The sequence below is a fragment of the Mesorhizobium sp. M0802 genome (assembly GCF_040320115.1).
Classification (GTDB): Bacteria; Pseudomonadota; Alphaproteobacteria; order Rhizobiales; family Rhizobiaceae; genus Mesorhizobium.
On sequence record NZ_JAMYOY010000004.1, the window covers coordinates 1 to 24090 of the forward strand.

At 63.0% G+C, this 24090-nt stretch carries 26 protein-coding genes and 1 pseudogene; 13 read left to right on the forward strand and 14 right to left on the reverse strand.

Annotated elements, in window-relative coordinates; all coding sequences use genetic code 11:
- Positions 1-283: 283 nt before the first annotated feature.
- The 3 genes from NKI10_RS08095 to NKI10_RS08105 are packed head-to-tail and all read left to right on the forward strand — an operon-like array spanning position 284 to position 3475.
- Complete coding sequence (locus tag NKI10_RS08095; protein WP_023726098.1) at positions 284-1153, forward strand: carbohydrate ABC transporter permease; 870 nt, start codon at positions 284-286, stop codon at positions 1151-1153.
- Complete coding sequence (locus tag NKI10_RS08100; protein ID WP_023668609.1) at positions 1150-1974, forward strand: carbohydrate ABC transporter permease; 825 nt, start codon at positions 1150-1152, stop codon at positions 1972-1974. Before NKI10_RS08095 ends, NKI10_RS08100 begins: the two co-directional genes overlap by 4 nt.
- Before the next feature lie 25 nt (positions 1975-1999).
- Positions 2000-3475 (forward strand): M81 family metallopeptidase, encoded by a 1476-nt coding sequence (locus tag NKI10_RS08105; protein ID WP_352859464.1) that lies wholly within the window; start codon positions 2000-2002, stop codon positions 3473-3475.
- Between the two features lie 160 nt (positions 3476-3635).
- On the opposite strand, the gene NKI10_RS08110 is transcribed toward NKI10_RS08105, so the two are convergent.
- From NKI10_RS08110 to NKI10_RS08135, 6 genes are all read right to left on the reverse strand, one after another.
- Positions 3636-5690, reverse strand: coding sequence for a M3 family metallopeptidase (locus NKI10_RS08110; protein WP_352859466.1), 2055 nt, complete (start codon positions 5688-5690; stop codon positions 3636-3638).
- Between the two features lie 88 nt (positions 5691-5778).
- Positions 5779-6192, reverse strand: coding sequence for a hypothetical protein (locus NKI10_RS08115; RefSeq protein WP_023688839.1), 414 nt, complete (start codon positions 6190-6192; stop codon positions 5779-5781).
- A gap of 67 nt (positions 6193-6259) precedes the next feature.
- On the reverse strand, positions 6260-6904 hold the full coding sequence (locus NKI10_RS08120) for a carbonic anhydrase (RefSeq protein WP_023668613.1): 645 nt from the start codon (positions 6902-6904) through the stop codon (positions 6260-6262).
- Positions 6905-7051: 147 nt separating this feature from the next.
- The gene (locus tag NKI10_RS08125; RefSeq protein WP_023693218.1) at positions 7052-7816 is read right to left on the reverse strand and encodes a DUF429 domain-containing protein; all 765 of its coding nucleotides are present in this window, start codon (positions 7814-7816) and stop codon (positions 7052-7054) included.
- Positions 7813-8697 (reverse strand): pyridoxal kinase PdxY, encoded by an 885-nt coding sequence (pdxY, locus tag NKI10_RS08130; RefSeq protein WP_023688841.1) that lies wholly within the window; start codon positions 8695-8697, stop codon positions 7813-7815. The genes NKI10_RS08125 and pdxY overlap by 4 nt, the downstream gene beginning before the upstream one ends.
- Before the next feature lie 133 nt (positions 8698-8830).
- Positions 8831-9082 (reverse strand): hypothetical protein, encoded by a 252-nt coding sequence (locus NKI10_RS08135; RefSeq protein ID WP_023693217.1) that lies wholly within the window; start codon positions 9080-9082, stop codon positions 8831-8833.
- A gap of 163 nt (positions 9083-9245) precedes the next feature.
- Here NKI10_RS08135 and NKI10_RS08140 point away from each other — a divergent pair, with 163 nt between their 5' ends.
- The 7 genes and pseudogenes from NKI10_RS08140 to ppa all read left to right on the forward strand — a co-directional run bounded on the left by NKI10_RS08140 (position 9246) and on the right by ppa (position 14372).
- Complete coding sequence (locus NKI10_RS08140; protein ID WP_023681434.1) at positions 9246-9878, forward strand: LemA family protein; 633 nt, start codon at positions 9246-9248, stop codon at positions 9876-9878.
- A 239-nt stretch (positions 9879-10117) separates the two neighbouring features.
- Entirely contained in the window at positions 10118-10888 is a 771-nt protein-coding gene (locus NKI10_RS08145; protein ID WP_198020358.1) for a TPM domain-containing protein, read from the forward strand.
- Positions 10889-10937: 49 nt separating this feature from the next.
- A pseudogene (locus NKI10_RS08150) lies at positions 10938-11393 on the forward strand (TPM domain-containing protein); the annotation flags it as partial.
- Positions 11394-11428: 35 nt separating this feature from the next.
- The gene (locus NKI10_RS08155) at positions 11429-12319 is read left to right on the forward strand and encodes a TPM domain-containing protein (RefSeq protein ID WP_023693214.1); all 891 of its coding nucleotides are present in this window, start codon (positions 11429-11431) and stop codon (positions 12317-12319) included.
- 6 nt (positions 12320-12325) lie between these two features.
- Positions 12326-12964, forward strand: coding sequence for a TPM domain-containing protein (locus NKI10_RS08160; RefSeq protein ID WP_023693213.1), 639 nt, complete (start codon positions 12326-12328; stop codon positions 12962-12964).
- Positions 12965-13208: 244 nt separating this feature from the next.
- Positions 13209-13715, forward strand: a complete 507-nt coding sequence (locus NKI10_RS08165; RefSeq protein ID WP_023668622.1) for a GNAT family N-acetyltransferase — start codon at positions 13209-13211, stop codon at positions 13713-13715.
- A gap of 123 nt (positions 13716-13838) precedes the next feature.
- On the forward strand, positions 13839-14372 hold the full coding sequence (gene ppa, locus NKI10_RS08170; protein ID WP_023668623.1) for an inorganic diphosphatase: 534 nt from the start codon (positions 13839-13841) through the stop codon (positions 14370-14372).
- Between the two features lie 226 nt (positions 14373-14598).
- Here the strand turns inward: ppa and NKI10_RS08175 are convergent, their stop codons facing one another.
- The 3 genes from NKI10_RS08175 to NKI10_RS08185 all read right to left on the reverse strand — a co-directional run bounded on the left by NKI10_RS08175 (position 14599) and on the right by NKI10_RS08185 (position 16356).
- Positions 14599-15192, reverse strand: coding sequence for a hypothetical protein (locus NKI10_RS08175; RefSeq protein WP_023681429.1), 594 nt, complete (start codon positions 15190-15192; stop codon positions 14599-14601).
- A 26-nt stretch (positions 15193-15218) separates the two neighbouring features.
- Positions 15219-15662, reverse strand: coding sequence for a hypothetical protein (locus NKI10_RS08180; protein WP_031244296.1), 444 nt, complete (start codon positions 15660-15662; stop codon positions 15219-15221).
- A gap of 76 nt (positions 15663-15738) precedes the next feature.
- Positions 15739-16356 (reverse strand): TetR/AcrR family transcriptional regulator, encoded by a 618-nt coding sequence (locus NKI10_RS08185; RefSeq protein ID WP_023698744.1) that lies wholly within the window; start codon positions 16354-16356, stop codon positions 15739-15741.
- Positions 16357-16429: 73 nt separating this feature from the next.
- Here NKI10_RS08185 and NKI10_RS08190 point away from each other — a divergent pair, with 73 nt between their 5' ends.
- A complete protein-coding gene (locus tag NKI10_RS08190) occupies positions 16430-17713 on the forward strand; it encodes an MFS transporter (protein WP_031244297.1) in 1284 nt (427 codons plus the stop codon).
- Between the two features lie 100 nt (positions 17714-17813).
- On the opposite strand, the gene NKI10_RS08195 is transcribed toward NKI10_RS08190, so the two are convergent.
- A complete protein-coding gene (locus NKI10_RS08195) occupies positions 17814-18092 on the reverse strand; it encodes a hypothetical protein (protein WP_023753187.1) in 279 nt (92 codons plus the stop codon).
- 197 nt (positions 18093-18289) lie between these two features.
- Between NKI10_RS08195 and typA the strand changes: the two genes are divergently transcribed.
- Positions 18290-20119, forward strand: coding sequence for a translational GTPase TypA (typA, locus tag NKI10_RS08200; RefSeq protein WP_023681424.1), 1830 nt, complete (start codon positions 18290-18292; stop codon positions 20117-20119).
- Positions 20120-20174: 55 nt separating this feature from the next.
- Here the strand turns inward: typA and NKI10_RS08205 are convergent, their stop codons facing one another.
- Both NKI10_RS08205 and NKI10_RS08210 read right to left on the reverse strand, forming a co-directional pair.
- Positions 20175-20804, reverse strand: coding sequence for a DUF1062 domain-containing protein (locus tag NKI10_RS08205; RefSeq protein ID WP_023698747.1), 630 nt, complete (start codon positions 20802-20804; stop codon positions 20175-20177).
- Between the two features lie 342 nt (positions 20805-21146).
- The gene (locus NKI10_RS08210; protein WP_023698748.1) at positions 21147-22181 is read right to left on the reverse strand and encodes an L-idonate 5-dehydrogenase; all 1035 of its coding nucleotides are present in this window, start codon (positions 22179-22181) and stop codon (positions 21147-21149) included.
- A 139-nt stretch (positions 22182-22320) separates the two neighbouring features.
- Here NKI10_RS08210 and NKI10_RS08215 point away from each other — a divergent pair, with 139 nt between their 5' ends.
- Positions 22321-22935 (forward strand): LysE family translocator, encoded by a 615-nt coding sequence (locus NKI10_RS08215; RefSeq protein ID WP_023668632.1) that lies wholly within the window; start codon positions 22321-22323, stop codon positions 22933-22935.
- 25 nt (positions 22936-22960) lie between these two features.
- Here the strand turns inward: NKI10_RS08215 and NKI10_RS08220 are convergent, their stop codons facing one another.
- Both NKI10_RS08220 and NKI10_RS08225 read right to left on the reverse strand, forming a co-directional pair.
- On the reverse strand, positions 22961-23401 hold the full coding sequence (locus tag NKI10_RS08220; RefSeq protein ID WP_023700192.1) for a hypothetical protein: 441 nt from the start codon (positions 23399-23401) through the stop codon (positions 22961-22963).
- Between the two features lie 3 nt (positions 23402-23404).
- Positions 23405-23968, reverse strand: coding sequence for a peroxidase-related enzyme (locus NKI10_RS08225; RefSeq protein WP_023668634.1), 564 nt, complete (start codon positions 23966-23968; stop codon positions 23405-23407).
- Between the last annotated feature and the right edge of the window lie 122 nt (positions 23969-24090).

The window sequence follows — 24090 nt, forward strand, 5'->3', positions numbered from 1 at the left end:
GTATTTTGGGCCAAACACCCCCGCGCCTCCCCCCCCAGGCGGCCACCACCACTCCCCCCCCCCCCACTCCGCCGCGCTTCGCCCCACACCTCTCCCCCGATCGACGGGGGAGAGGAAGGGCTCCCTTCCGCAACCGTTGCGGAGGATGGGCAGGCAGGTGAGGGGCAGCGCAAACGTCCGCAGGAGATTCAAACCCTGAAGCGCTGCCTTAGACCGATATGCGAGATTGATCCGAGCTGGCGCGCCAGCGCCACTTATGTCCAACACGGTACGAATCCGGCCGATGCAAAATCGTTACCTGCCCTATTTATTGACCTTGCCCAGCCTGTTTCTGGCCGCGGTCGTCATCTTCTGGCCGGTCTGGGACCTGATCCAGATATCGACGCATGATGTCAGCCGTTTTGGGCAGCTGCGCGACTTCAACGATTTCGCCAATTATTCCGCCTTCCTCGCCGATCCCGATTTCCTGGCGGCACTCTGGCGCACCGGCCTGTGGACCGTGCTGGTGGTCGGCGGCGCGCTGCTGTTGTCGGTGCCGGTGGCGATGATCCTCAACACCGATTTCTACGGCCGCGGCATTGCCCGCGTCATCATCATGCTGCCCTGGGCGGTGTCGCTGACGATGACGGCGGTGGTCTGGCGCTGGGCGCTCAACGGCGAAAGCGGGATGCTGAACTCGGCGCTGATCGGGCTTGGCCTGATCCATGAGAACATCCAGTGGCTGGCGCGCGCCGAGACGGCATTCCCGATGCAGGTGCTGATCGGCATATTGGTGACGGTACCGTTCACCACGACCATCTTCCTCGGCGGCCTGTCGTCGATCCCCGACGACCTCTACGAGGCGGCGGCCCTGGAGGGGGCGACGCCACTGCAGCAGTTTCGCGAGATCACCTTTCCGCTGCTGAAGCCGTTCATCAACATCGCCATCGTGCTCAACACCATCTACGTCTTCAATTCCTTCCCGATCATCTGGGTGATGACGCAGGGCGGGCCGGCCAACTCGACCGACATATTGGTCACCCATCTCTACAAACTGGCCTTCCGCATCGGCAAGCTTGGAGAGGCCTCGGCGGTATCGCTGCTGATGTTCGCCATCCTTTTGATCTTCACCATGATCTATGTGCGCCTCGCCATGCGGGAGCAACGCGCATGACCCCCAAGCTGAAGCGCACGATCATTGCCTGGCTGCTGCTTTCGCCGCTGCTCGTGGTGACGATCTTCCCCTTCGCTGTGATGTTTTTGACCGCGGTCAAGCCGCGGCAGGAGGTGCTGTCGCCGACCTGGTGGCCAAGCGAATTCCACTGGTCGAATTTTGCCGACATGTGGGTGGCGACCGGCTTTGGCCAGGCGCTGGCCAATTCGCTCTATGTCTCTGTTATCGCCACCGTCGGCGCCATCCTGATCTCGGTGCCGGCCGCCTATGCCATGTCGCGGTTTCGCTTTGCCGGCTATGGCGCCTTCCGCCAGTTCCTGCTGATCTCGCAGATGATCTCGCCGATCGTGCTGGTGCTCGGCCTGTTCCGGCTGATGGCGGCCTGGGGTCTGATCGAATCCACGACCGCGCTCGGCGTCATCTACATGGCTTTCAACGTCGCCTTCACCGTGTGGATGCTGCAGAGTTATTTCGACACCATCCCGCGCGATCTCGAGGAAGCAGCGTGGATGGAGGGCGCCGGCCGCTGGCTGACCTTGCGAAAAGTGTTTCTGCCGCTTTGCCTGCCGGCAATCGCGGTCACAGCCATCTTCACCTTCATCAACGCATGGAATGAGTTCGTCGTTGCGCTCACAATGCTGCGCAGCCAGGAAAGTTACACGCTGCCGATCCAGGTGTTCTCGCTGGTCGCCGGCCGCTACACGATCGAATGGCACCATGTAATGGCGGCGACGCTGCTGGCGACGCTGCCGGTGGCGATTCTGTTCATCTGGCTGCAGCGCTATCTCGTCCGCGGGCTGGCGCTCGGGGCGGTCAAATAACCGCGCCATTCACAACGGAGCTTTCATGCGCATCTTCACCGCCTCGCTGGCGACCGAAACCAACACCTTCTCGCCGGTGCCGACCGACCGGGCGTCGTTCGAGATGGCGTTCTATGCCGGGCCGAGCAAGCATCCAGACACGCCGACCTTGTGCTCCTCGCCGATGGTCGCGCTGCGCCGGCGTGCGGCTGCCGAAGGGCTGACCGTCATCGAAGGCACCGCCACCTGGGCGGAGCCGGGCGGGCTGGTGCAGCGGCAGACCTATGAGGCGTTGCGCGACGAGATTCTCGGCCAGTTGAAGGCAGCCTTGCCGGTCGACGCCGTCATCCTCGGCCTGCATGGCGCCATGGTGGCGCAAGGCTATGACGATTGCGAAGGCGATCTGCTGGAACGGGTTCGCGCAATCGTCGGGCCGGATGTGGTGGTCGCCGTGGAGCTCGATCCGCACAGCCACCTGACGCCGAAGCGCGTCGCGGCATGCAATGTCATGGCCTATTTCCTCGAATTCCCGCACACCGACTTCTATGAGCGCGGCGAACATGTCGTCGAGCTTGGACTGGCGGCTGCGCGCGGCGAGATCAAGCCGGTGATCTCGACCTTCGACTGCCGCATGATCCAGGTGCTGCCGACCAGCCGCGAGCCGATGCGCTCCTTCGTCGACCGCATCAAGGCGCTGCACGGCAAGGACGGCGTGCTGTCGGTCTCGGTCATCCACGGCTTCATGGCCGCGGACGTGCCCGAAATGGGCACGCGCATCCTGGTCGTGACCGACAATGACAAGGCCAAGGGCGATGCGCTGGCGGAGAGGCTCGGGCGCGAGCTTTACGCCATGCGCGAAAGGACGGCGATGACGATGCTGAACACCGAGGATGGCATCGCGCGGGCACTGGCCGTGCGCAAGGAAAACCCCGGCAGGCCGGTTGTGATTGCCGACATCTGGGACAATCCCGGCGGTGGCGTCGCCGGCGACGGTACGGTCGTGCTGCGCGCCATGCTGGAACAGGGCGTGGACAATTTTGGCGTGGCGACGATCTGGGACCCGATCGCTGTCACCTTTTGCCAGGCGGCAGGCGAAGGCGCCGTCATCGACCTGCGCTTCGGCGGCAAGGCCGGGCCGCTGGCCGGCGAACCGATCGATGCGCGCGTCAAGGTGTTGAAAGCCGTCCCCGAGGGCTGGCAGAGCTTCGGGCCGAGCCGGGTGACGCTCGGACCGACGGCGCTGGTGCGGCTCGAAGGCACCGAAATCGACATCATCCTCAACACCAACCGCACGCAGACCTTCGAGCCGGATGTCTTCTCCAACATCGGCGTCGATCCGTTGTCGAAGGACATATTGCTGATCAAGTCGACCAACCATTTCTACGCCGGCTTTGAACCGATCGCGGCGGAGATCATCTATGTCTCGGCGCCGAGTTCGTATCCGAGCAATCCGGCGGTGACGGATTACAGGAAGCTGACGCGGCCGGTTTGGCCAAGGGTGGCGGATCCCTGGCGCTGGTGATCTCCCCACTTGAGGGGGAGATGTCGCCAAAGGCGACAGAGGGGGTCCTCGCGCGTGAAGCGCCGACCTTCATCTGCCGCAGGAGGTCGAGCCCAGTCGGACCGACCCCCTCTGGCCGCTTTGCGGCCATCTCCCCCTCGAGGGGGGAGATAAGGCGGCGCTATAGCAATCCCCGCTTCACCATCATCGCTTCCGGCGAAGGCATCTTGCCGCGGAACGCCGTGTACAGCTCCTCCGGATCCTTCGACCCGCCAGCGGCATAGATATTCTTCCGAAGCCGTTCCGCCAGCGCCGGGTTGAAGGGATCGCCGGTCTCCTCGAAGGCGGCGAAGGCGTCGGCGTCGAGCACTTCCGACCACATGTAGGAATAGTAGCCGGCTGAATAACCGTCGCCGGAGAAGATATGGCCGAAATGCGGGGTGCGATGACGCATGGCGATGGTGTCGGGCATATCAAGCTTTTCCAGCGTTTCGGCTTCGAAACGCAGCGGTTCCGCCGGCGCATCCGGCCGCGCGTGATACGCCATGTCGATCAGCGCCGACGCTGTGAACTCGACCGTGGCGAAACCGGCGCCGAACGTGCGGGCGGCCAGCATCTTGTCGAGCAGCGACTTCGGCATCGGCTTGCCGGTCTTAACATGCAGCGCATGCTTTTCCAGCACTGCGGGCACCGTCAGCCAGTGCTCGTAGAGCTGCGAAGGCAGTTCGACGAAATCGCGGGAAACCGAGGTGCCCGCCACCGACGGCCAGGTGACGTCGGTCAGCATGCCGTGCAAAGCATGGCCGAACTCGTGGAACAGGGTCTTGGCCTCATCGACCGACAACAGCGCTGCTTCCCCGGCCGGCGGCTTGGCGAAGTTCATGATATTGTAGATCACCGGCTTGGAGCCATCGCCAAGCTTGTAGCCCGACTTCAGCGCGCTCATCCACGCGCCGGAGCGCTTCGAGGACCGGGCGAAATAGTCGGCGAGGAACAGGCCGCGCTCGCTGCCATCGGCGTTCTTCACCACGAAGACGCGCGCGTCGGGATGCCAGGCGGCGATGCCCTTCTTCTCCTCGAAAGTGATGCCGAACAGTTTTGTGGCGACGTCGAAGCAGGCGTCGATGATGCGGTCGAGTTGCAGATAGGGTTTCAGTTCCGCCTCGTCGAAGGCGAATTTTTCGGCGCGCAATTTCTCCTGGTAGAAGCGCCAGTCCCAGGCGGCGAATTTTTCGTTGCTGCCTGCCTTGGTCGCCAGCCGCTCCAGCTCCTTCTGGTCGGCGGCGGCCTTCTCCAGCGCTTTCTCCCAGACCGGGTCGAGGAGGTCGTGCACCGCCTTCGGCGTCTTGGCCATGGTGTCGTCGAGCTTCAGCGCGGCGAACGAGGCATAGCCGAGCAGCCTGGCCTTTTCGGCGCGCAGTTTCAGCATGTCGCGCACCACTGCGGTGTTGTCGCTGGCGCCGCCATTCTGGCCGCGCATGGTGAAGGCGCGGAAAGCGGTCTCGCGCAGATCGCGGCGTTCGGAGAAGGTCGTGAACGGCTCATAGATAGAGCGCGACAAGGTGACTGCGTAGCGGCCTTTCTGGCCGCGCGTCTCGGCGGCTTCGGCCATCGAACTCTTCACGAAGTCCGGCAGGCCCGCAAGATCAGCCTCGTCGAGGAAAAGCGCCCAGTCGCGCTCGTCGGCCAGCACGTTCTGGCCGAAGGTCGTGCCGAGCGAGGACAGCTCCTCGCTGATGTTGGCCAGCCGCTTCTTGCCGTCGGCGTCGAGTTTTGCGCCCGATCGCACAAAGCCTTTCCAGGTCTTCTCCAGCACCCGCAGCGTCTCGGCGTCGAGTTTGAGCGTCTCACGGCGCTGGTAGAGATCGTCGACGCGGGCAAACAATTTCTCGTTCATCGAGATCGCCGAGAAATGCCTCGACATTTTTGGCGAGATATCGCGCTCCAGCGCCTGGATCGCATCGTTGGTGTGGGCGCCGGCCCGGCACCAGAAGATCGACGAGACATGGTCGAGCGGCTCACCGGCGAGCTCGAGGGCTGCCAGCGTATTCTCGATGGTCGGCGCATCCTTGTTGCCGGCGATCGCGTCGATTTCGGCCTCATGTGCCTTCAGCGCCGCGTCGAACACCGAGGAGAAATCGTCGTCGCCGATGCTGCCAAAATCCGGCAGGCCGAGCGGCCCTTGCCATTTGGTCAGCGGATGGGCGGCGAGATCGACGGTTTTCGTGGACGGCATGGGGGATCTTTCGATGATTGGCGGAGCTTGCTGACCGATGTAGGGCGATGACTGGCGCGGCGCAACAGCGCGGCCGTTCAAGCCCGCGTCAGAAGCCGTCGCAATTTTCCGCGATCGCCGCTTGCGAACTGGCGGTGATGCGGTTGCCGGTGACGGCGAACGTCTCCTGCATCAGCATGTCATTGTTGGGGAAATCATAGCAGGCGATGACAGTTGTGACGCCGGCCTCGCTCTTTTCGACGCGATGCCGGATTGCGGCGCCGGCGACCGCGCCCTTCCATTCGTCGATCGACGCGATGAACTCCTGCTTCGACTGCACGACGCCGAGATCGTCGAGCTTGATGCGGACATCGTCGGCGAGCAGGTCCGACAATTCGGTGCGATCGGCGACCAGCAGCGCCGAATACCAGCGGTCGATAATGGCGCCGTCATCGGAGCGGGCAGGGACGAGCGAAATCAGCAGTGCCGCTACGGCGAAAGCGATCGCAGGCCAAACCCGCATTCTTGCCTCCTCTTATTTGACCATGCCCTTATCCGAAAACCGGTTCCCACTTTTCGGGATCATGGGTCTACGTCAAATCCGGCCGCTCGAAGTCGCCGGTGTCCTTGTTCATCACCCAGAGCTCGCCGGTCGAGATGTCGAACCAGGCGCCATGCAGCGACAGCCGCCCCTTGCCTTCGAGGATGGAGACGCAAGGGAAGGTCCTGAGATTGGCGATCGAATAGCGGATGGAAATCCGCTCCAGCGCCGTCTGCCGTTCGGTTGTCGTCATGAACGTGCTGGACGAAACGGTTTCGGCCGCCGGCGCGATCAGGCTCATCCATTTGCCGATGAAGTCGCCGGGCGACAGCGGCGCCGAATTGGTGTCGAGCGCGGCGCGGATGCCGCCGCAGCGGCCATGGCCCATCACCACGATGTTTTTCACCTTCAGGCTCTGCACGGCGAATTCGAGCGCGGCCGAGGTCGAGTGGAACTCGCCGTCCGGCGCATAGGGCGGCACCAGATTGCCGACATTGCGCAGGACGAACAGTTCGCCCGGACCGGCGTCGAAGATCGCCTCGGGGGCAGAGCGGGAATCGCAGCAGGCAACGATCATGGTTTCGGGCGCCTGCCCCTCGCGGGCAAGCTCGCGATAGCGTCCGCTCTCGGTGAGATAGCGGCCATTCATGAAGTTGCGGTAGCCGGTCCAAAGATGTTCGGGGAGATGGGGCATGGGCTAGGGATGAAGCCTTTCGGGGTTAGCGACGGCAGCTCATTTCAAGTTAGAAAGGCTCTAACGGCAAATGCCCGTCGCGGGCAATGCCGAATTGCGGATGGCTTCGTCGCAAATCGCCATGCCGCACGCATGGCGCCGCTTGCCTCACGCCCAGATCGCCAGGGGAATGCCGAAACGGTCGGCAAGCGGCGGGTCGGGAAACGGCGTTGCCTCCCCGCCGGCAATGCGTCCGGCAATCAGCATCATCGCTGCGGCGTCGAGGAAATCGTCGGCGGCAGCACCGCGTTGCGGCGGCTGGTCAAGGAAAGCTCTGGTATAGCCGTGCCGGCAGAGCAGTGCCTTGCGTTCTTCCATCCCGGCCGGATTGACGGCGCCCTTGATCTTCTTCGGCAGTGTCATCGGTTTTTCGCCGTTCAGCCGGCAGAAGGCCACTTCGGGATGCGATTCGAAGACGCGGCGGCGCAGTTGCGGACGTGCGATCAGCAGCGCGTCGATCTCGCGTATCTTGGCAAAGATGCCGAAGGCCTGGATCGAGACGCCGCGTGGCGGATCGGAGGTCGCCTTGGCCACCTCGCTGGCGCGCCGATGTGCCTCATACCAGGCCTCGACCGTGGTGAAGCCGCTGGTGTCGGCGTAGAGGGCCGGGCGGGACGGGATAGAGAAGACGCTGGATTGCCGTGCTCCGAGCATTGGCCGTACCAAGGTCTCCGGCCCGCGCCCGCCTCTTTTCGAGACGTCCGGCAGGCCGATCGGCATGTCGACGACCACTGTCGCATCGGCGGGCAAGGCGTCGAGCAGGGTCGCAAAGCTGGGAAAGACGCGGACTGACGGCGCGGCATCCAGATCGCGGCGGACGGCGATCCAGCCGGCCTTGCAGCCGTCGACGCCGACGACCACGGTCGAGGTCACGCCCGGCGGTCCCGCCCCGGATGCGTGAGGTGGCGCAGTTGCACCATCGCCATCGGATGCGACAGGCTCTGGGCATCGGTTTCAAGCTGCAACTCGTCGCCGCCACGCTTGGCGGTTCGCGCCAGGATTTCGTAGACGGCGGCGGTGGTCGATTGCAGCGCCTTGATCGGCGGCTGCCCCGACAGGATGCGGGCGAGGTAGACGGCCGCAGTCAGGTCACCGAGGCCATTCGGCGGCTTGTCGATGAGGCGGTGTTCGGCCAGCAGCGCCTGGGTGCCGTCAAGCAGCAGATTGCCGGTGCCGCCGGTCATCATCGACTGTGCCGACGTCACCAGCATTGTTGACGGTCCGGCATGGAGGGCGGCCGAGATCACCGATTTCAGATCGGGCAAAGGCGCGCCGGCCATCCACTCCAGCTCATAGCGGTTGGGGGTGGCGATGTCGGCGATCGGCATCAGCCGGTCGCGCATCGCGGCGGCCGTCGGCTCGGGCACATAGAGCCCGCCGGAATCGCCCATCACCGGATCGCATATATAAATCGCGTCCGGCGTCTTGGCCTTGACCGCCGCAACCAGCGAGGCGACGGCCTCGGCCTGGCCGGCCTCGCCAAGATAGCCCGACAGCACCGCGCCGACCTCACCCAGCCAGGGCGCGCGCTCGAGATCGGCCATCAGCGCCTTGAACTGGTCGAGCGGCGGCACGATGCGCGTGGCGCGGCCATGGCCCGGATGCCAGGGCAAGATGACCGTCGGTACCGCCCACACGGGAAAGCCCAGCGTCTCCAGCGCAAACACGGCGGCGCGGTTGCCGACCGAGCCGCGGGCGACATGGCTGGAAATGACGATGACCGCGCGCGGCGCGTCGGCTTTTTCGCGGTTCATGGAAAATCCTAGATACGGATAATTTTTCGTTGAATCGTCATCCTGATCTATCTCTTTGGTTGGAGGATGATCTCCGGACAAAACGGTTCCCGTTTGTCCGAGAAAACCGGTTCCCACTTTTCAGGATCATGCTCTAGCTGCCCCGGGAGACGTAGTACACGAGCCAGATCAAAAGGCCGAGGGCGACGATGAGCCCAAGTGCGCGACCGATGCGGGTGCCCCAGACCTCGATCGGATCGGATCGGTCGGCCTCCGCTGCGGTAACATGATCGCGCGCGCCTTTCGCTGCCCGTGACACCAGCGATGCGCCGCCAAGGCCGCCCTCGTTCGCCACGCGCTCGATAATGCGGCGCGATTCGCTGTCATCGTCGTGGCGTTCCGCCATGATCCTGTCCTGTTTGCCGGCAACCATACCGTGTTCGCGCGATCAATCACAGGGCCTCGCCGGCGCATGAATGCGCGCCAGGAATGCGCGCCAGCGGCAGACATTTTCTTGAGCGCGGATTGTGCTAATGCTTCGCATGCAACTTCTGTCGAGGGACCTCACCATGTTTGCCCAGCGCCTTGCCTTCCCTTTCCGCAGTCTGCCGGCCGTGCTGATGATGGCCGTCGTGCTGCCTCTGCTCGCCGGCTGCGGCTTCAACACCATCCCGACGGCGGAGGAAAACGCCAAGGCGGCATGGAGCGAGGTGCTGAACCAGTATCAGCGTCGGTCCGACCTCATTCCCAATTTGGTCGAGACGGTGAAGGGCTATGCCTCGCATGAAAAGGACACGCTCGATGCGGTGGTCGAAGCGCGCGCCAAGGCGACGCAGATCACGGTGACGCCGGAAACGCTGAAGGACCCCGAAGCGCTCAAGAAGTTCCAGGATGCGCAATCAGGGCTGACCAGCGCGCTGTCGCGGCTGATCGCGGTGTCGGAGGCCTATCCCGACCTCAAGGCCAACCAGAATTTCCTGGCGCTGCAGGCGCAACTCGAAGGCACCGAGAACCGTATCGCCGTGGCGCGGCGCGACTACATCCTGGCGGTCAAGGATTACAATCTGACGCTGAGGACCTTTCCGTCGGTGCTATGGGCAACCTTCTGGTTCCGCAGCAACGAGCCCTTCGCCAACTTCACCGTCGAAGAAGACAAGATGCAGCCGCCGAAGGTCGATTTCGGCACGAAGCAGGGCGGGTGATGACGTCTGGGTGAGCTTGGCCTTTGCCAGCCTTGCGTTCCTTCACACCCCCCTCTGTCCTGCCGGACATCTCCCCCTCAAGGGGGGAGATCAGCTGTCTTCTGTCCTTGCGCCAAATATCAGCGTTGCCGGCTGAGCGTCGGCAGCGAGATTGCCAATCTCCCCCCTCGAGGGGGAGATGTCCGGCAGGACAGAGGGGGACGCGAAGGAACGCCAACCTTGGTGTTCTTCTCGCCTTTCTGGCCGTCTTCCTGCCCCTCACCGCCTTCGCCGCCGACCTCCCCGCGCTGACCGGCCGCGTCGTCGACAATGCCGGGATCATCGATGCAGGCACCAAAGCCGCGCTCACCCAGAAACTCGCCGACTTCGAGACCAGAGGCTCCGACCAGATCGTCGTCGCAACCATCCCCAGCCTCGACGGCGAGGAGATTGAGCCTTACGCCAACCGGCTGTTCCGCTTCTGGAAGCTCGGCCAGGCCAAGGAAAACAACGGCGTGCTGCTGCTGGTGGCGCCGAACGACCGCAAGATGCGCATCGAGGTCGGCTATGGGCTGGAAGGCACGCTGACCGATTTGCACACCAAGCTGATCATCGAAAACGACATGGTGCCGGCGTTCCGCGCCGGCGATTTCTCCGGGGGCATTTCCAAGGCCGTCGACGACATGGTGATGGTGCTGGAAGGCAATCCGGAGGAATTGGAGGCGCGCGGCGAGCGCAACCAGAAGCCGCCCATCAATACCGACAATCTGTTCTTCGGCGTCTTCATCAGCATCTGGGCAATCATCTTCTTCGGCAGCATGGCCGCCTCCATCCTGCCGCCGATCTTCGGCCAAAAACTCGGTCCCGGCCGCTATCGCTGGCTCGGCATGACATTCGAGCCGGGCCGGCGGTCGTCCAGCGGCGGCTGGTCTTCGGGCGGGGGCGGCTGGTCGTCGGGTTCAAGCGGTGGTGGCGGCTTTTCCGGCGGCGGCGGTTCGTCCGGCGGCGGCGGCTCCTCGGGAAGCTGGTGACGAGATGACAACACGCATCGCCAATCCCTGGCATGGCCGCTTCGCCACGATGACCGGCGCTGCCTTGCTGGTCTTGCTCGTCAGCTTCGCGGCGCTGGCGGCGGAACTGCCCGCCCTCACCGGTGGTGTCGTCGACAATGCAGGCATCATCGACGCTGCGACCGAGGCGGCGCTGACGCAGAAGCTGGCCGATTTCGAGACCAAAGGCTCCGACCAGATCGTCGTCGCGACGGTTCCCAGCCTCGACGGCGAGGAGATCGAGCCTTACGCCACCCGGCTGTTCAACGCCTGGAAGCTCGGCCAGAAGGCCAAGAACAATGGCGTGCTTCTGCTGGTGGCCGTGAACGACCGCAAGATGCGCATCGAGGTCGGCTACGGGCTGGAAGCCACGCTCACCAACCAGCACGCCACACGGATCATTGAAGGCATGGTGCCGGCCTTCCGCGCCGGGGATTTCTCCGGCGGTATTTCCAAAGCGGTCGACGACATGATCATGGTGATCGAGGACGGTCATGGTGGTTGAGGGGAGCTGGTGACGGCATGACAGTACGCGTCTTCAATCCGCCAAAACCTGGCCGCGCAGCCGCGACGATCGGCATCGCCTTGTTGACGATGCTCGCCATGCTGTTCGTAGCCTTGGCGGCAGACCTGCCGGCACTCACCGGGCGGGTGGTCGACAATGCCGGTATTATCGACGCCGCGACCAAGGCGGCACTAACGCAGAAGCTCGCGGATTTCGAGACCAAAGGCTCCGACCAGATCGTCGTCGCCACCATCCCCAGCCTGGACGGCGAGGAGATCGAACCCTACGCCAACCGGCTGTTCCGCTTCTGGAAACTCGGCCAGGCCGGCGAAAACAACGGCGTGCTTCTGCTGGTGGCCAAGAACGACCACAAGATGCGCATCGAGGTCGGCTACGGGCTGGAAGGCACGCTGACCGACCTGCACACCAAACTGATCATCGAAAATGACATGGTGCCGGCGTTCCGCGCCGGTGATTTCTCCGGCGGCATTTCCAAGGCCGTCGACGACATGGTCATGGTGCTGGAAGGCAACCCGGAAGAGCTGGAGGCGCGCGGCAAGCGCAACCCGGCCGACCACAGCACGCCCGTCGATCCTATAGTCGCGGTCTTCCTGATCCTGTGGGCGGCGATGTTCTTCGGCGGCCTGGCGATGGCCTTCCTGCCGCCGATCTTCGGCACCAAGCTGTCGCCGGGCGTGTATAAATGGCTGGGCATGACCTTTCGCTACGGCCAGGGGCCGAGCGGATCGTCCTCGGGCTCCAGCAGTTGGACAACAAGTTCGTCGCCGGGCAGCGGATGGTCATCGGGAAGTTCGGGCAGCAGCTGGGCTTCGGGCTCAAGCAGCGGCGGCGGGTTTTCTGGCGGCGGCGGTTCGTCCGGCGGTGGCGGGTCTTCAGGGAGCTGGTGAGAGAAGATGGCAACACGACCGATCAGCCCACAGGACCATGAGCGCATCGCCACCGCGATCCGCGCGGCCGAGGCCAAAACCGACGGCGAGATCTACTGCGTCGTTGCGCATGCCAGCGACGGCTATTTCTTTCCCGCCGCCTTCATGGCGACATCAGGCATGCTGATTGCCAGCCTCGCCGTCGCCTATGGGCTGGAAGCCTGGTGGCTGTCGATCCGGCTGCCGCATCTCGTCATTGTCCAACTGCTGGCACTGGCCTCGGTGTTGGTGCTTTTGTGGGCGCTGCCCGGCTTGCGCATCCATCTGGTGCCGCGCCGGCAGCGTTACCAGGCGGCACATGACAATGCGCTCAGGCAGTTCCTCGCCCGCAATGTCCACCGCACCACGGCGCGCACCGGCGTGTTGGTCTTCGTGTCGATCGCCGAGCGTTATGCCGAAGTGGTCGCCGATTCGGGCATCGACAGCAAGGTCGGCCAGCATGTCTGGGACGGCGTGGTGCGCGATCTCCTGCAGCATGCCGGCGACGACCAACTCGCCGACGGCTTCGTCAAGGCGATCGGGCAGGTCGGCGCGGTGCTGGCCGAGCATTTCCCGGTGACGTCGGGCGACGCCAATGAACTGGACGATCATCTCGTCGAGATCTGAAAAGCCTGCCTGCAAAGCTACTCAGCCGGACGCCTGACGCGGGTTTTCTGCGCTTCCGGTGCTCACGTACAAAAAGTACGCTCCGCTCCGGTTCTCGAAAACCCACGCCATTCGCCTCGGCTGAGCGCGTTATCAGGCAGGCTTTGCCCATTGTCAGCAGTGTCGCGATCGGCTGTGAGAAAGCGGTCGGCGGGCTGACCTCGACTCTTGCAAATGGCCGATCCGGGTTTATGGTTAACAAATCATGAATACGCTGAGCATCGACATCAGGAAAGCCGAACCGCGCGACGCTGGCGCCATTGCGGACGTGCACCAGCAGGCTTGGGAGGGCGCCTATTCCGGCATCATCCCGCATCGCTCGCTGACCTCCATGATCAACCGCCGCGGCGCCGACTGGTGGGCCAACGCCATCCGCCGCGCCGCCACCGTTCTGGTGGTCGAGATCGGCGGCACCATCGCCGGCTATGCCACGATCGGCAAGAACCGCGCCCGCGAGCTGAAGCAACAGGGCGAAATCTACGAACTTTACCTGCGTCCGGAATATCAAGGCATCGGGCTCGGCAGCCGGCTGTTCAAGGCGGCGCGGGCGCGGCTTGCCGACCACGGGCTGAAGGGAATGGTGGTGTGGGCGCTGGAAGACAACCAGAACGCACTTTCCTTCTATGCCGGCGCGGGTGGCCGTGACGTCGCCGAAGGCGTCGAGATTTTCGAGCAGAGGGCGCTCAAGAAGGTCGCCTTCGTCTGGGAATGACCGGCCTCGGTTACAAATCATCATAAACCGTGCGCTTCCGTTAGCGCTTCGCACCAATCGCCGCATTGCACCATGCCGCGCCGCCCGCTATCGATCTTGGACATCGAGAGAGGGATTTAAGCCATGCGAATCGAAGCCATAGCCATCGGAAAGAACCCGCCCGAGGACATCAACGTCATCATCGAGGTGCCGATCGGCGGCGAGCCGATCAAGTACGAGATGGACAAGGAGGCCGGCACGCTGTTCGTCGACCGTTTCCTACATACGTCGATGCGCTACCCCGGCAATTACGGTTTCGTGCCGCACACGCTGTCGGGCGACGGCGACCCGATCGACGTGCTGGTCTGCAACACGCGCGCGCTGGTGCCGGGCTGCGTCATCAATGTGCGACCGATCGGCGTGCTGGTGATGGAAGACAATGCCGGCCAGGACGAGAAGGTCATTGCCGTGCCGTCGCCGAAGCTGACGCTGCGCTACGAAAACGTCACCGAATACACGCAGCTGCCCGAGATCACCCGCGACCAGGTCCAGCACTTTTTCGAGCACTACAAGGATCTCGAGCCCGGCAAATGGGTCAAGATCGAAGGCTGGCACGATTCCAAATACGCCAAGAAGATGATCGTCGACGCGATCGCACGGGCGAAGGCGGCAAAGTAGCGCCGAGAGAGGCCTGCGTCTCGTTCAAGTAAGCGGCAAACGCCAGCGAGGCACCCCCCTCTGGCCTGCCGGCCATCTCCCCCTCAAGGGGGGAGATCGGATGTCGCAACGGCTTTCGTCAATTTTCAGCGCCGAAAGAAAAAGCGCCGCCAGCGAAGCTGCCAATCTCCCCCCTTGAGGGGGAGATGCCCGGCAGGGCAGAGGGGGGTGCCTTGCACCCACGTGGCTAGTTATCCACCCTGCCAAAAGCCGGGACGTTGCCGATGACGGTGTGCTTGTCCTTGCCACAGGCGAAACTCTTCGCCTTTTCGTCCGCCAGCTTGCGCGCCTGGTCGTTGGCCTGCGGGTTGCCGGTGGCCAGCACGAGGCCGATGGTGCAGCCGTCGCGGGCTTCCATCTGGGCGACCTTGGCGACGAGCAGCACTTCGGTCGGCTTGTTCTCGTCCTCGGGATTGCTGATCGAGCGGCGGTGGATGACGGCAAAGGGAACGGCAACGTCGCCCTTGGTCTCGATGCGCCATTCGACCCTGGCGCCGGACGAGTTGAAGCCGGAAAAGCTCTCCCAGACCGAGGTCATCTCGCCGCCGGGCGGAAACCCGTAGAACAGCGATTCACGCGCATCGTCATAGGCGATCAGCACGGGATAGCCGCGATAGCCGGAGCAGGCGAGTTCGGCCCAGTCGCCGTCACCTTCCTCGGCCTGCGCATAGGTGACGCAATCCTTTTGCGAGTCGAGGTCGGTGTAGACGCTGGATATTCCGTCGGCATGGGCGACCTGGCAGAGGCCGGCAAGGGCAAGCGAGAGCAGAAGAGCGCGCATGGCGAATAATCCCTGTGGTTATTTCGCTATCGGGCTCTGAGCCTCGCAAAAAAATATAGCGCGTACAAAGCGGAAAACGAAGCGGCTGCAACGATCGCCTGGTAGTCCATCCAGCAGATTGCGAGGAGGGACGCGCAGGCGGCAAGCAGGACGACGGGAACAAAAACATCCAGGTATAAAAATACCAAAGCGACTGCGCTTATCGACGCGATCAGAATGCGCGCCGTTTGGGTAATGCCGTGTGCCTTGCCGTCGAAATACATCCCAACATACATCGCAACCGATGCGACCAAAAACAGAAAAAGCACTCTGCGCAGAACGGCCTCCTTGACCCTGTGCTCGTTCAGGTCGAAGACCGTGGCAATATCCCTCTTTTCCTCGTGCGAGATCAACGCCAGGTCGCCCCGCTTCATGTAATTGATCCCGAACATTTTTTTGAGATCGTCCAAAATCGTCTGAGCAATGTTCAAGTCGTTACCTGCGATTCTGTTTTGATCGCTGACATGACAGCGATATTGCTTGCGGTTGGAATGGATCGCAAGAGGTCTATTTCTTCAAGCTCGCCTCGATCAGCAGGTCGGCGTTGCGGGCGACCGCTGCCGCCGGGCCGCCGAGGCCGAAGAGCTGGCCACTGATATAGGCGCCTTCGATCAACAGCAGCAGGCCGTCGCCGAGCGTGTCAGGGTCTTTAGCGCCCATCGCTGCGGCCATCGCGCGCAGGCGGTGGCGCAACTCCTGCTTGTTGGCCTCGCTGACGACGCGCGCCGGATGGCCATGTTCGGGATATTCCACCGCCGCGTTGGTCATGCCGCAGCCGCGATAGTCCGGCCTTTGCGTGCGCTTGCCGACGCGAGTCAGGAAAGCCCTGAGCTGTGCCCGCGGGTCGCCGGGATGGGCAGCCACGGCTTCGTCGAAACGCTCCCAATACTCACGGTCATATTGCCTGAGATAGGAAGCGGCGAGCTCGTCCTTGGAGGGAAAGCTGCGGTAGAGGCTGGGCTTGGTGACGCCGGCGCGCTTGACGATCTCGTCGACGCCGATCGCCCGGATGCCGCGGCGGTAGAACAGGTCGTAGGCCACGTCGAGGATTTTCTTGGCAGCCTTGGGCGGTGCGGCTGCATGACCGTCTTTGATGGTCAGTTCAATATTTTTGTCCGTTGGCATGGTATGACTCGATTGACGTGTTACCGATCGGTACGTATACATGTCCTCACCCTGCAACGTACCGGTCAGTAACATGATAGCTCAATCCCGTCCCTTTGGCCAGCGCTACGCTTTCGTCGTGGTTGGCGTCATCTTCCTCTGCTTGTTGATCGCGGCCGGGCTTCGTTCCGCACCCTCGGTGATGATGCTGCCGTTGGATAAAAGCTTCGGCTGGGGGCGCGATACGGTTTCGATTGCCGCCGCGATCGGCATCTTCCTTTACGGCCTGACCGGGCCGTTTGCCGCCGCATTGATGGAGCGTATCGGCTTGCGCCGCACGCTGCTTGCCTCGCTTGTGATCATGTCGGGCTCGACCGCGCTCAGCCTGCTGATGACCGAGCCATGGCATCTGTTCCTCACCTGGGGCGTGTTTTCAGGTGTCGGCTCCGGCGCGGTCGCCACCGTGCTCGGCGCCACCATCGTCAACCGCTGGTTCAAGACCAATCGCGGCTTGGTGATGGGGCTGATGTCGGCCTCCAGCGCCACCGGCCTCTTGGTGTTCCTGCCGCTGCTGGCATCGCTCGCCCAGTCGGGCGGCTGGCAGCCCGTCGCTACCGCCGTCTCGATCGCCACCGCCTGTCTTCTGCCGCTGGTCTGGCTGTTGGTTCCGGAGCGTCCCGCTTCGATCGGCATGGTGCGCTATGGCGCCGGGACCGATGACGTGCCGCCGGTATCGCCGGCATCGCAAGGCAATTTCCTGGCGCATACGCTGAACACGCTGCGCCGCGCTGCCGGCACCCGCGTCTTCTGGTATCTGTTCGCCACCTTCTTCATCTGCGGCTTCACCACCAACGGGCTGGTCGGCACGCATCTGATCTCCTTCTGCGGCGATATGGGCATCCCCGAGGTGCAGGCCGCGGGCCTGTTGTCGCTGATGGGCATTTTCGACCTGATCGGCACGACTTTGTCGGGTTGGCTCACCGACCGTTTCGACCCGCGCAAGCTGCTCGGCGTCTACTACGGCATTCGCGGTCTGGCGCTGATCTATCTGCCCTATTCCGGCTTCTCGGCGACCAGCCTGATCATCTTCGCCGTGCTCTACGGTCTGGACTGGATCGCCACCGTGCCGCCGACGCTCAGGCTCGCCAACGAGGCCTTCGGCGACCGCAGCGGCCCGATCGTGTTCGGCTGGATCGTAGCCGGCCACCAGGTCGGCGCCGCCACCGCCGCTGCCTTCGGCGGCACCATGCGCGAATTGCAGGGCAATTACGAACTGGCCTTCCTGATCGCCGGCATGACGGCGATCGTGGCTGCGTGTCTGTCGCTGCTGATCAATACGAGCAGGCCGGCTTTCGATCCGGAGCCGCAAGCGGCGTAAGGCGCGGTACTAATCTCCCCCTGGTGACGCTCGATCCGGTGCGGTCGGCGTAAGCCTTTGGGTCGGTGCGAAGGATCGCTACGCCTGGAATGGGCAGCCGTCAGTCCGGGTAGCAAACCGTCGGAATCTTCGGCCACACCGCGCTGTCGCAGCCGGCAACCTGCTGCCTCTGCTTGAAAGAGGCGCTGACCGGGCCGGTGACCACGGGGTCGACGCCATCAGGGGCGTCGGCAAACATCTGCTCGGCCGTCCGGTCGGACGACGAGGCCGGATTGGCTTCCTTCACCGTGGCGGCCGATTGAGCGGCATTCGCCGCCAGCACGGCAGCGAATGCGACCGAAGCGATGAGGGGCCAAAATCGGTTGAGTTTGTCGGTCATGAATTTCGAACTACCCGGGCCCAGAAAGGTTCCCGCCTTGGTTAACAAAACCATCTCACACCGAGATGCTTAAGATTTGATGAGTATTTGGTGGTGCGCCTCCTCTTTCGCAATTGCGAAAAACCCTGTATGAGCCGCGCAACCGAAAGAGGCGGCGCCTTCTGGCCTGCTGCCTGCAACGCTCCCGAGACCACAAAATGAAAATTCGTAATATCGCGATCATCGCGCACGTCGACCATGGAAAAACCACCCTCGTCGACCAATTGCTTCGGCAATCCGGCTCCTTCCGCGACAATCAGCGCGTCGCCGAGCGCGCCATGGATTCCAACGACCTCGAAAAGGAACGCGGCATCACCATCCTGGCCAAGGCGACCTCGGTCGACTGGAAGGACACCCGCATCAACATCGTCGACACCCCCGGCCACGCCGATTTCGGCGGTGAAGTCGAGCGCATCCTGTCGATGGTGGATTCGGCCATTGTGCTGGTCGATGCCGCCGAAGGCCCGATGCCGCAGACCAAGTTCGTCGTCGGCAAGGCGCTCAAGGTCGGCCTGAAGCCGATCGTCGTCATCAACAAGATCGACCGTCCGGACGCCCGCCACGTCGAAGTGGTCAACGAGGTGTTCGACCTGTTTGCCGCCCTCGACGCCACCGACGAGCAGCTCGACTTCCCGATCCTCTACGGTTCTGGCCGCGATGGCTGGGTCTCGGAAAATCCGGAAGGCCCGAAGGACCAGGGCCTGGCGCCGCTGTTCGACCTCGTCATCAAGCATGTGCCGGAGCCGACCGTTCATCCCGGCCCGTTCCGCATGATCGGCACCATCCTGGAAGCCAATCCGTTCCTCGGCCGCATCATTACCGGCCGTATCGAGAGCGGCACGCTGAAGTCCAACCAGGCGGTCAAGGTGCTGCACCATGACGGCACGCAGATCGAAACCGGGCGCATCTCCAAGATCCTCGCGTTCCGTGGCCTCGAGCGCCAGCCGATCGAAGAGGCGCAGGCGGGTGACATCGTGGCAATTGCCGGCCTGTCGAAGGGCACTGTCGCCGACACGTTCTGCGACCTGGCGGTGACCGAGGCGTTGCATGCGCAACCGATCGATCCGCCGACCGTGACCATGTCTTTCCTGGTCAATGACTCGCCGCTCGCCGGCACCGAAGGCGACAAGGTGACCAGCCGCGTCATCCGCGACCGCCTGCTGCGAGAAGCCGAAGGCAATGTCGCGCTCAAGATCGAGGAATCGCCCGACAAGGATTCGTTCTTCGTTTCCGGCCGCGGCGAATTGCAGCTGGCCGTGCTGATCGAGACGATGCGCCGCGAAGGCTTTGAAATCGCCGTGTCGCGTCCGCGCGTCGTCATGCAGAAGGGCGAGAACGGTGAATTGCTGGAGCCGGTCGAGGAAGTCGTCATCGACGTCGACGAGGAGCACGCCGGCATCGTCGTGCAGAAGATGTCGGAGCGCAAGGCCGAGATGGTCGAGCTGCGGCCTTCGGGCGGCAACCGTCAGCGCATCGTCTTCCACGCGCCGACGCGCGGACTGATCGGCTACCAGTCGGAACTGTTGACCGACACGCGCGGCACCGCCGTGATGAACCGGCTGTTCCACGCCTACCAGCCCTACAAGGGCGAACTGCCGGGCCGCACCAACGGCGTGCTGATCTCCAACGAACAGGGCGAGGCAGTGGCCTATGCCATGTGGAACCTCGAAGACCGCGGCCCGATGGTCATCGACCCGGGCGTCAAGGTCTATCAGGGCATGATCATCGGCATCCATAGCCGTGACAACGACCTCGAAGTGAACGTGCTGAAGGGCAAGAAGCTGACCAACATCCGCGCCGCCGGCAAGGACGAGGCGGTGAAGCTGACGCCGCCGATCCGCATGACGCTGGAGCGCGCGCTGGCCTGGATCCAGGACGACGAGCTGGTCGAGGTGACGCCTAAGACCATCCGCCTGCGCAAGCTCTATCTCGACCCGAACGAGCGCAAGCGCTTCGAGAAGTCGGCCAAGGTTGTGGGCGCGGCGTAATCGTCTGATTGTCTAGATTCAAGAGGGGCGAAGCACCGGTGCTTCGCCCCTCTTGTCATTCACCCACGGCAGCCGAAATGATGGCTTCACGATCCGGCTCGTCGGCCAGGTCAATGCGAATCGCCGTGCCATCGCGAGCCGGCTTGCGCAAAGCCCTGGCGCCTTCGGAAACGACAAACAGCAATCGTTTCTCCTCCAGCGCCTGAAGCCTTGATCGCGAGATGCCGAGTTCGCCGGCGAGCAGACGGTCTAGCCGCAGCGATGTCGGCATTTCCAGCCCAAGCCTGATTTCAAGCGCGGCTGCGGGTTCGCCTTCGCCGCCGAGCCGGTGTTTGTGAACGGCGAAATCGGGAAACTCCTCGACGCGGCCGACTCGGTTTCGCAAAGCCGCGACATCGAAGGCATGGCGGCGGGCGAGGGCCGGATCGTTGCTTTCGAGCGCTGCCAGCAGCGCGGGTTCGATGTCGCGGCGGTTGCAGCGTTCGAAAATGCCGAAATTCCACGAATTGTCGCAGTCGATGCAGCGATAGATCAGCCAGACATCAATGCGTTTGCCATTGGCGTTGACGCGGAATTTGTCGCTGCAGCGATAGGCTTTCACGGCGCCGCAGCGGTTGCAGTGGATCAGGGGTCGAGGTGCGATTTCGGGCGCGATTGCCCAGTGGATAGCGAGATGTTGGGACAAGCCGGAAGACCTTCCAGTGTGGAAGTTCTTCAGGTCGGCAATGGCGAGATGCCCATGCGGGCACGGCGTGGCGAGAGCTAGCTACGTCGGAAATCAGCTGTCACGGGCGGCAAAGCGCGCGACAACGGTTCAGCAGTGCCAAACCGGTCTCGAACCGCCGCCTGAGGAACACGTGAAATTGAGCAGGCACCGCTTAATGCGGCGCCCTGCCAAGCGTGATCAGGGGAGTTGGCGAGACCGGCGGTTACTGAGGCAAAATGAAGCTCGAAATGGATGTCGGGACGGCTCTTCTAGCGATAAGATGCCGAGCGGGCAAGGTTCATAGCGGGTGTCTCGCCATGCTCAGGCGAAGGCGATCTGTACCTTCATCGATTTGTTGCGGTCGCCGGCGGTCTCGAAGGCCGCAACCGCCTCGTCCATCGGATAGATGCCGGTCAGCAGCGGCTTGACGTCGACGCGACGGTTGTTGATCAAATCGACGGCCAGCGCGAACTCGTCGTGGAAACGGAATGAGCCGCGCATCTCGATCTCCTTGGCGACGATGAGATTCTGAGGCAGCGACATGTCGCCACCAAGGCCGAGCTGCACGAGCACCCCGCGCGGCTTCAGCACGTCGAGCCCGGCTCGCACCGCGCGCTCATCGCCGGAGCATTCGAACATGACGTCGAAACTGCCCTTCTCGACATTGTAACCAGCGAGCTTGTCGGCATCTGTGGCGACATTGATGGTGCGGTCGGCGCCGATCTCGTTGGCCTTGGCCAGAACCGCGTCCATGACATCGGTGACGACGATCTCACGCGCACCGTGGACACGTGCGGCAAGGATGCTGAGCGCACCGATCGGCCCGCTGCCTGTGACCAAGACCCGCTTGCCGAGCAGCGAGCCGGCGCGGTTGACGGCATGCAGCGTTACCGCGAACGGCTCGGCAAAGGCGGCTTCGTTGATGGAGACATGGTCGGCGATCTTGTGGCACTGCCAGGCCTCGGCGACGAGGCACTGGCGGAAGGCGCCCTGTATATGTGGCATGGGCATGGCGCTGCCGTAGAATCGCATGTCGAGGCATTGGTTCTGCACGCCCTGCAGGCAGTACCGGCACGCATTGCAGGGCCGGCTGGGCGAAATAGCGACGCGGTCGCCGACGGCGAGGCTGGAGACGCCGGCGCCAAGTGCCTTCACCGTGCCAGCGACCTCATGTCCGAGGATCATCGGCTCGCGCAGGCGCACCACGCCGAAGCCGCCATGATTGTAGTAGTGCAGGTCCGAGCCGCAGATGCCGCCGGCCTCGACCGATATTTCGACCTGTCCGGCGCCAGGCGCGCCCGAATCGGTCTCTTCGATGCGCAGGTCTTTTGCGGCGTGGATGACGATTGATTTCACGGCCGCGATCCTTTCTCAAACCGCTGGCACGGGCAAGTCCGATCTCCGAAATGTGTCGCGTTCGTTGGCCCTCAGGCAGAGGGTGCCAAATTGACGCCGATCGGATATTCTTCGCCATCCAACGCTCGAAGGCTCCGTCATGCACCTCACCTCGCTCCTGATCTTCGCCGCCGCCTTGTTCGTCGCTGCCGGTTCGCCCGGCCCGTCGATCGCCGCACTTGTTGCCCGCGTCATCTCGAAAGGCTTTCGCGACGTGTTCCCTTTCCTGCTCGCCATGTGGATCGGCGAGGCCATCTGGCTGTCGCTGGCGGTGTTCGGGCTGGCGGTCGTGGCGCAGACCTTCCATTTAGCCTTCGTCGTCGTGAAATGGATCGGCGTCGCTTACCTCGCCTACCTCGCCTTCAAGATGTGGACCGCACCTGTCGACGCAAAAGAAGGCGAGATGCCGCGCGAGGATTCGGCGACAAAGCTGTTCTTTGCCGGCATGGCGGTGACGCTCGGCAATCCCAAGATCATGATGTTCTATCTGGCGCTGCTGCCGACGATCATCGACCTCGCTTCGGTGAGTGTCATCGGCTGGGTCGAACTGACGGCGACGATGGCGGTGGTTCTGATCGCCATCGATCTCGCCTGGGTCGTCGCGGCCTCACAGGCGCGCAAACTGTTGAAGAGCAAGCGTGCGATGAAGATCGCCAACCGCATCAGCGCCACGACGATGGCCGGCGCCGCCGCGGCCATCGCGGCGCGATCCTGACCGCCTTTCTATGGGAACCTCAAAGCTAGACTTTGTCCAATAGACCCATGCTATCAGACGTGCCAACTTTCCAGCCGGCGAAGCATCCCAAAACGCCACAGGCCGCGCATCGTACGCCAACATAAAGCCAGCGAACGCCGTCACGTTCCGGGTAGATGGAAAACCCGACGCCGATGTTTGCAGCTTCGGAGCCGCACTCGGTGCACGCCCATCGTTCCGGCTGGGCTTCGTCCCAAAATTCCGCACTGTCGCAGATAAGATGCTCGGATCCGCAGACCGTGCACGTTCGTCGCGCCACACCCTCGTCATCGTCGGCATCGAGGAGAAACGAGATGGAACCGCACTTGCAGCGGGCGAGCCTGAAGTCATGAACCTCGGCGTTGTCGGCGCCATAGGCTTCCAAGTATTCTCCGATGTCAGTGGGCTCGCTGCCAACCCACCACTTGCCTGACGTATCTATCGTCATTGGTCACCTCGCCATTGAGTGGTATTCGTCGTTCGGGCGCATGTCGATGGCCGCCGCCACGCGGTTCGACATGTTGAAGAAGGCGGCGGTCGAGGCGATGTCCCAGATGTCTCGGTTGGTGAAGCCGGCGTTGCGCAGTGCTTCCCTGTCCGCCTCGACGATCTTTGCCGGCTCTTCCGTCAGCTTGACGGCGAATTCGAGCATCGCCGTCTGTTTCGGTGAAAGATTGGCAGCGCGGAAGTTCATCACCATCATCTCGCCGAGAGCCGGATCGCCGGAGAGCTGGCGCACCGCCGCGCCATGCGCGGTCAGGCAATAATAGCAGTGATTGATCGAGGAAACGACGACCGCGATCATCTCCCGTTCCAGCTTCGACAGGCCGGATTCACCCAGCATCAGATCATTGTAGGTGTCGGTAAAGGCGCGCAGCTTCTTCTCGTCGAAGGCATAGGCAAGAAGCACGTTGGGAACCAGGCCGAGCTTTTCCTCGCATTTGGCGAAATAGGCTTTTGTCGCCTCGCTCAGTTCCGCGATACCGAGGTCAAGTGCGCTGATTTTGCCGGACATGGGGTCTCCCTCTTCGTTCACCGCCGCCTGACCGTCGAATTCCTGTAATTCTTATCGAGCCGTCAAACCTTTGTCGCCAAACAGCGGTCATCTGCTACCATAGTCGTAAAAGCATGTGACGG

Coding starts and splice junctions, on each gene's coding strand:
- NKI10_RS08095 (WP_023726098.1), top strand. CDS start 284: ATGCAAAATCGTTACCTGCCCTATTTATTGACCTTGCCCAGCCTGTTT.
- NKI10_RS08100 (WP_023668609.1), top strand. CDS start 1,150: ATGACCCCCAAGCTGAAGCGCACGATCATTGCCTGGCTGCTGCTTTCG.
- NKI10_RS08105 (WP_352859464.1), top strand. CDS start 2,000: ATGCGCATCTTCACCGCCTCGCTGGCGACCGAAACCAACACCTTCTCG.
- NKI10_RS08110 (WP_352859466.1), bottom strand. CDS start 5,690: ATGCCGTCCACGAAAACCGTCGATCTCGCCGCCCATCCGCTGACCAAA.
- NKI10_RS08115 (WP_023688839.1), bottom strand. CDS start 6,192: ATGCGGGTTTGGCCTGCGATCGCTTTCGCCGTAGCGGCACTGCTGATT.
- NKI10_RS08120 (WP_023668613.1), bottom strand. CDS start 6,904: ATGCCCCATCTCCCCGAACATCTTTGGACCGGCTACCGCAACTTCATG.
- pdxY (WP_023688841.1), bottom strand. CDS start 8,697: ATGAACCGCGAAAAAGCCGACGCGCCGCGCGCGGTCATCGTCATTTCC.
- NKI10_RS08135 (WP_023693217.1), bottom strand. CDS start 9,082: ATGGCGGAACGCCACGACGATGACAGCGAATCGCGCCGCATTATCGAG.
- NKI10_RS08140 (WP_023681434.1), top strand. CDS start 9,246: ATGTTTGCCCAGCGCCTTGCCTTCCCTTTCCGCAGTCTGCCGGCCGTG.
- NKI10_RS08155 (WP_023693214.1), top strand. CDS start 11,429: ATGACAGTACGCGTCTTCAATCCGCCAAAACCTGGCCGCGCAGCCGCG.
- NKI10_RS08160 (WP_023693213.1), top strand. CDS start 12,326: ATGGCAACACGACCGATCAGCCCACAGGACCATGAGCGCATCGCCACC.
- NKI10_RS08165 (WP_023668622.1), top strand. CDS start 13,209: ATGAATACGCTGAGCATCGACATCAGGAAAGCCGAACCGCGCGACGCT.
- ppa (WP_023668623.1), top strand. CDS start 13,839: ATGCGAATCGAAGCCATAGCCATCGGAAAGAACCCGCCCGAGGACATC.
- NKI10_RS08175 (WP_023681429.1), bottom strand. CDS start 15,192: ATGCGCGCTCTTCTGCTCTCGCTTGCCCTTGCCGGCCTCTGCCAGGTC.
- NKI10_RS08185 (WP_023698744.1), bottom strand. CDS start 16,356: ATGCCAACGGACAAAAATATTGAACTGACCATCAAAGACGGTCATGCA.
- NKI10_RS08190 (WP_031244297.1), top strand. CDS start 16,430: ATGATAGCTCAATCCCGTCCCTTTGGCCAGCGCTACGCTTTCGTCGTG.
- NKI10_RS08195 (WP_023753187.1), bottom strand. CDS start 18,092: ATGACCGACAAACTCAACCGATTTTGGCCCCTCATCGCTTCGGTCGCA.
- typA (WP_023681424.1), top strand. CDS start 18,290: ATGAAAATTCGTAATATCGCGATCATCGCGCACGTCGACCATGGAAAA.
- NKI10_RS08215 (WP_023668632.1), top strand. CDS start 22,321: ATGCACCTCACCTCGCTCCTGATCTTCGCCGCCGCCTTGTTCGTCGCT.
- NKI10_RS08220 (WP_023700192.1), bottom strand. CDS start 23,401: ATGACGATAGATACGTCAGGCAAGTGGTGGGTTGGCAGCGAGCCCACT.
- NKI10_RS08225 (WP_023668634.1), bottom strand. CDS start 23,968: ATGTCCGGCAAAATCAGCGCACTTGACCTCGGTATCGCGGAACTGAGC.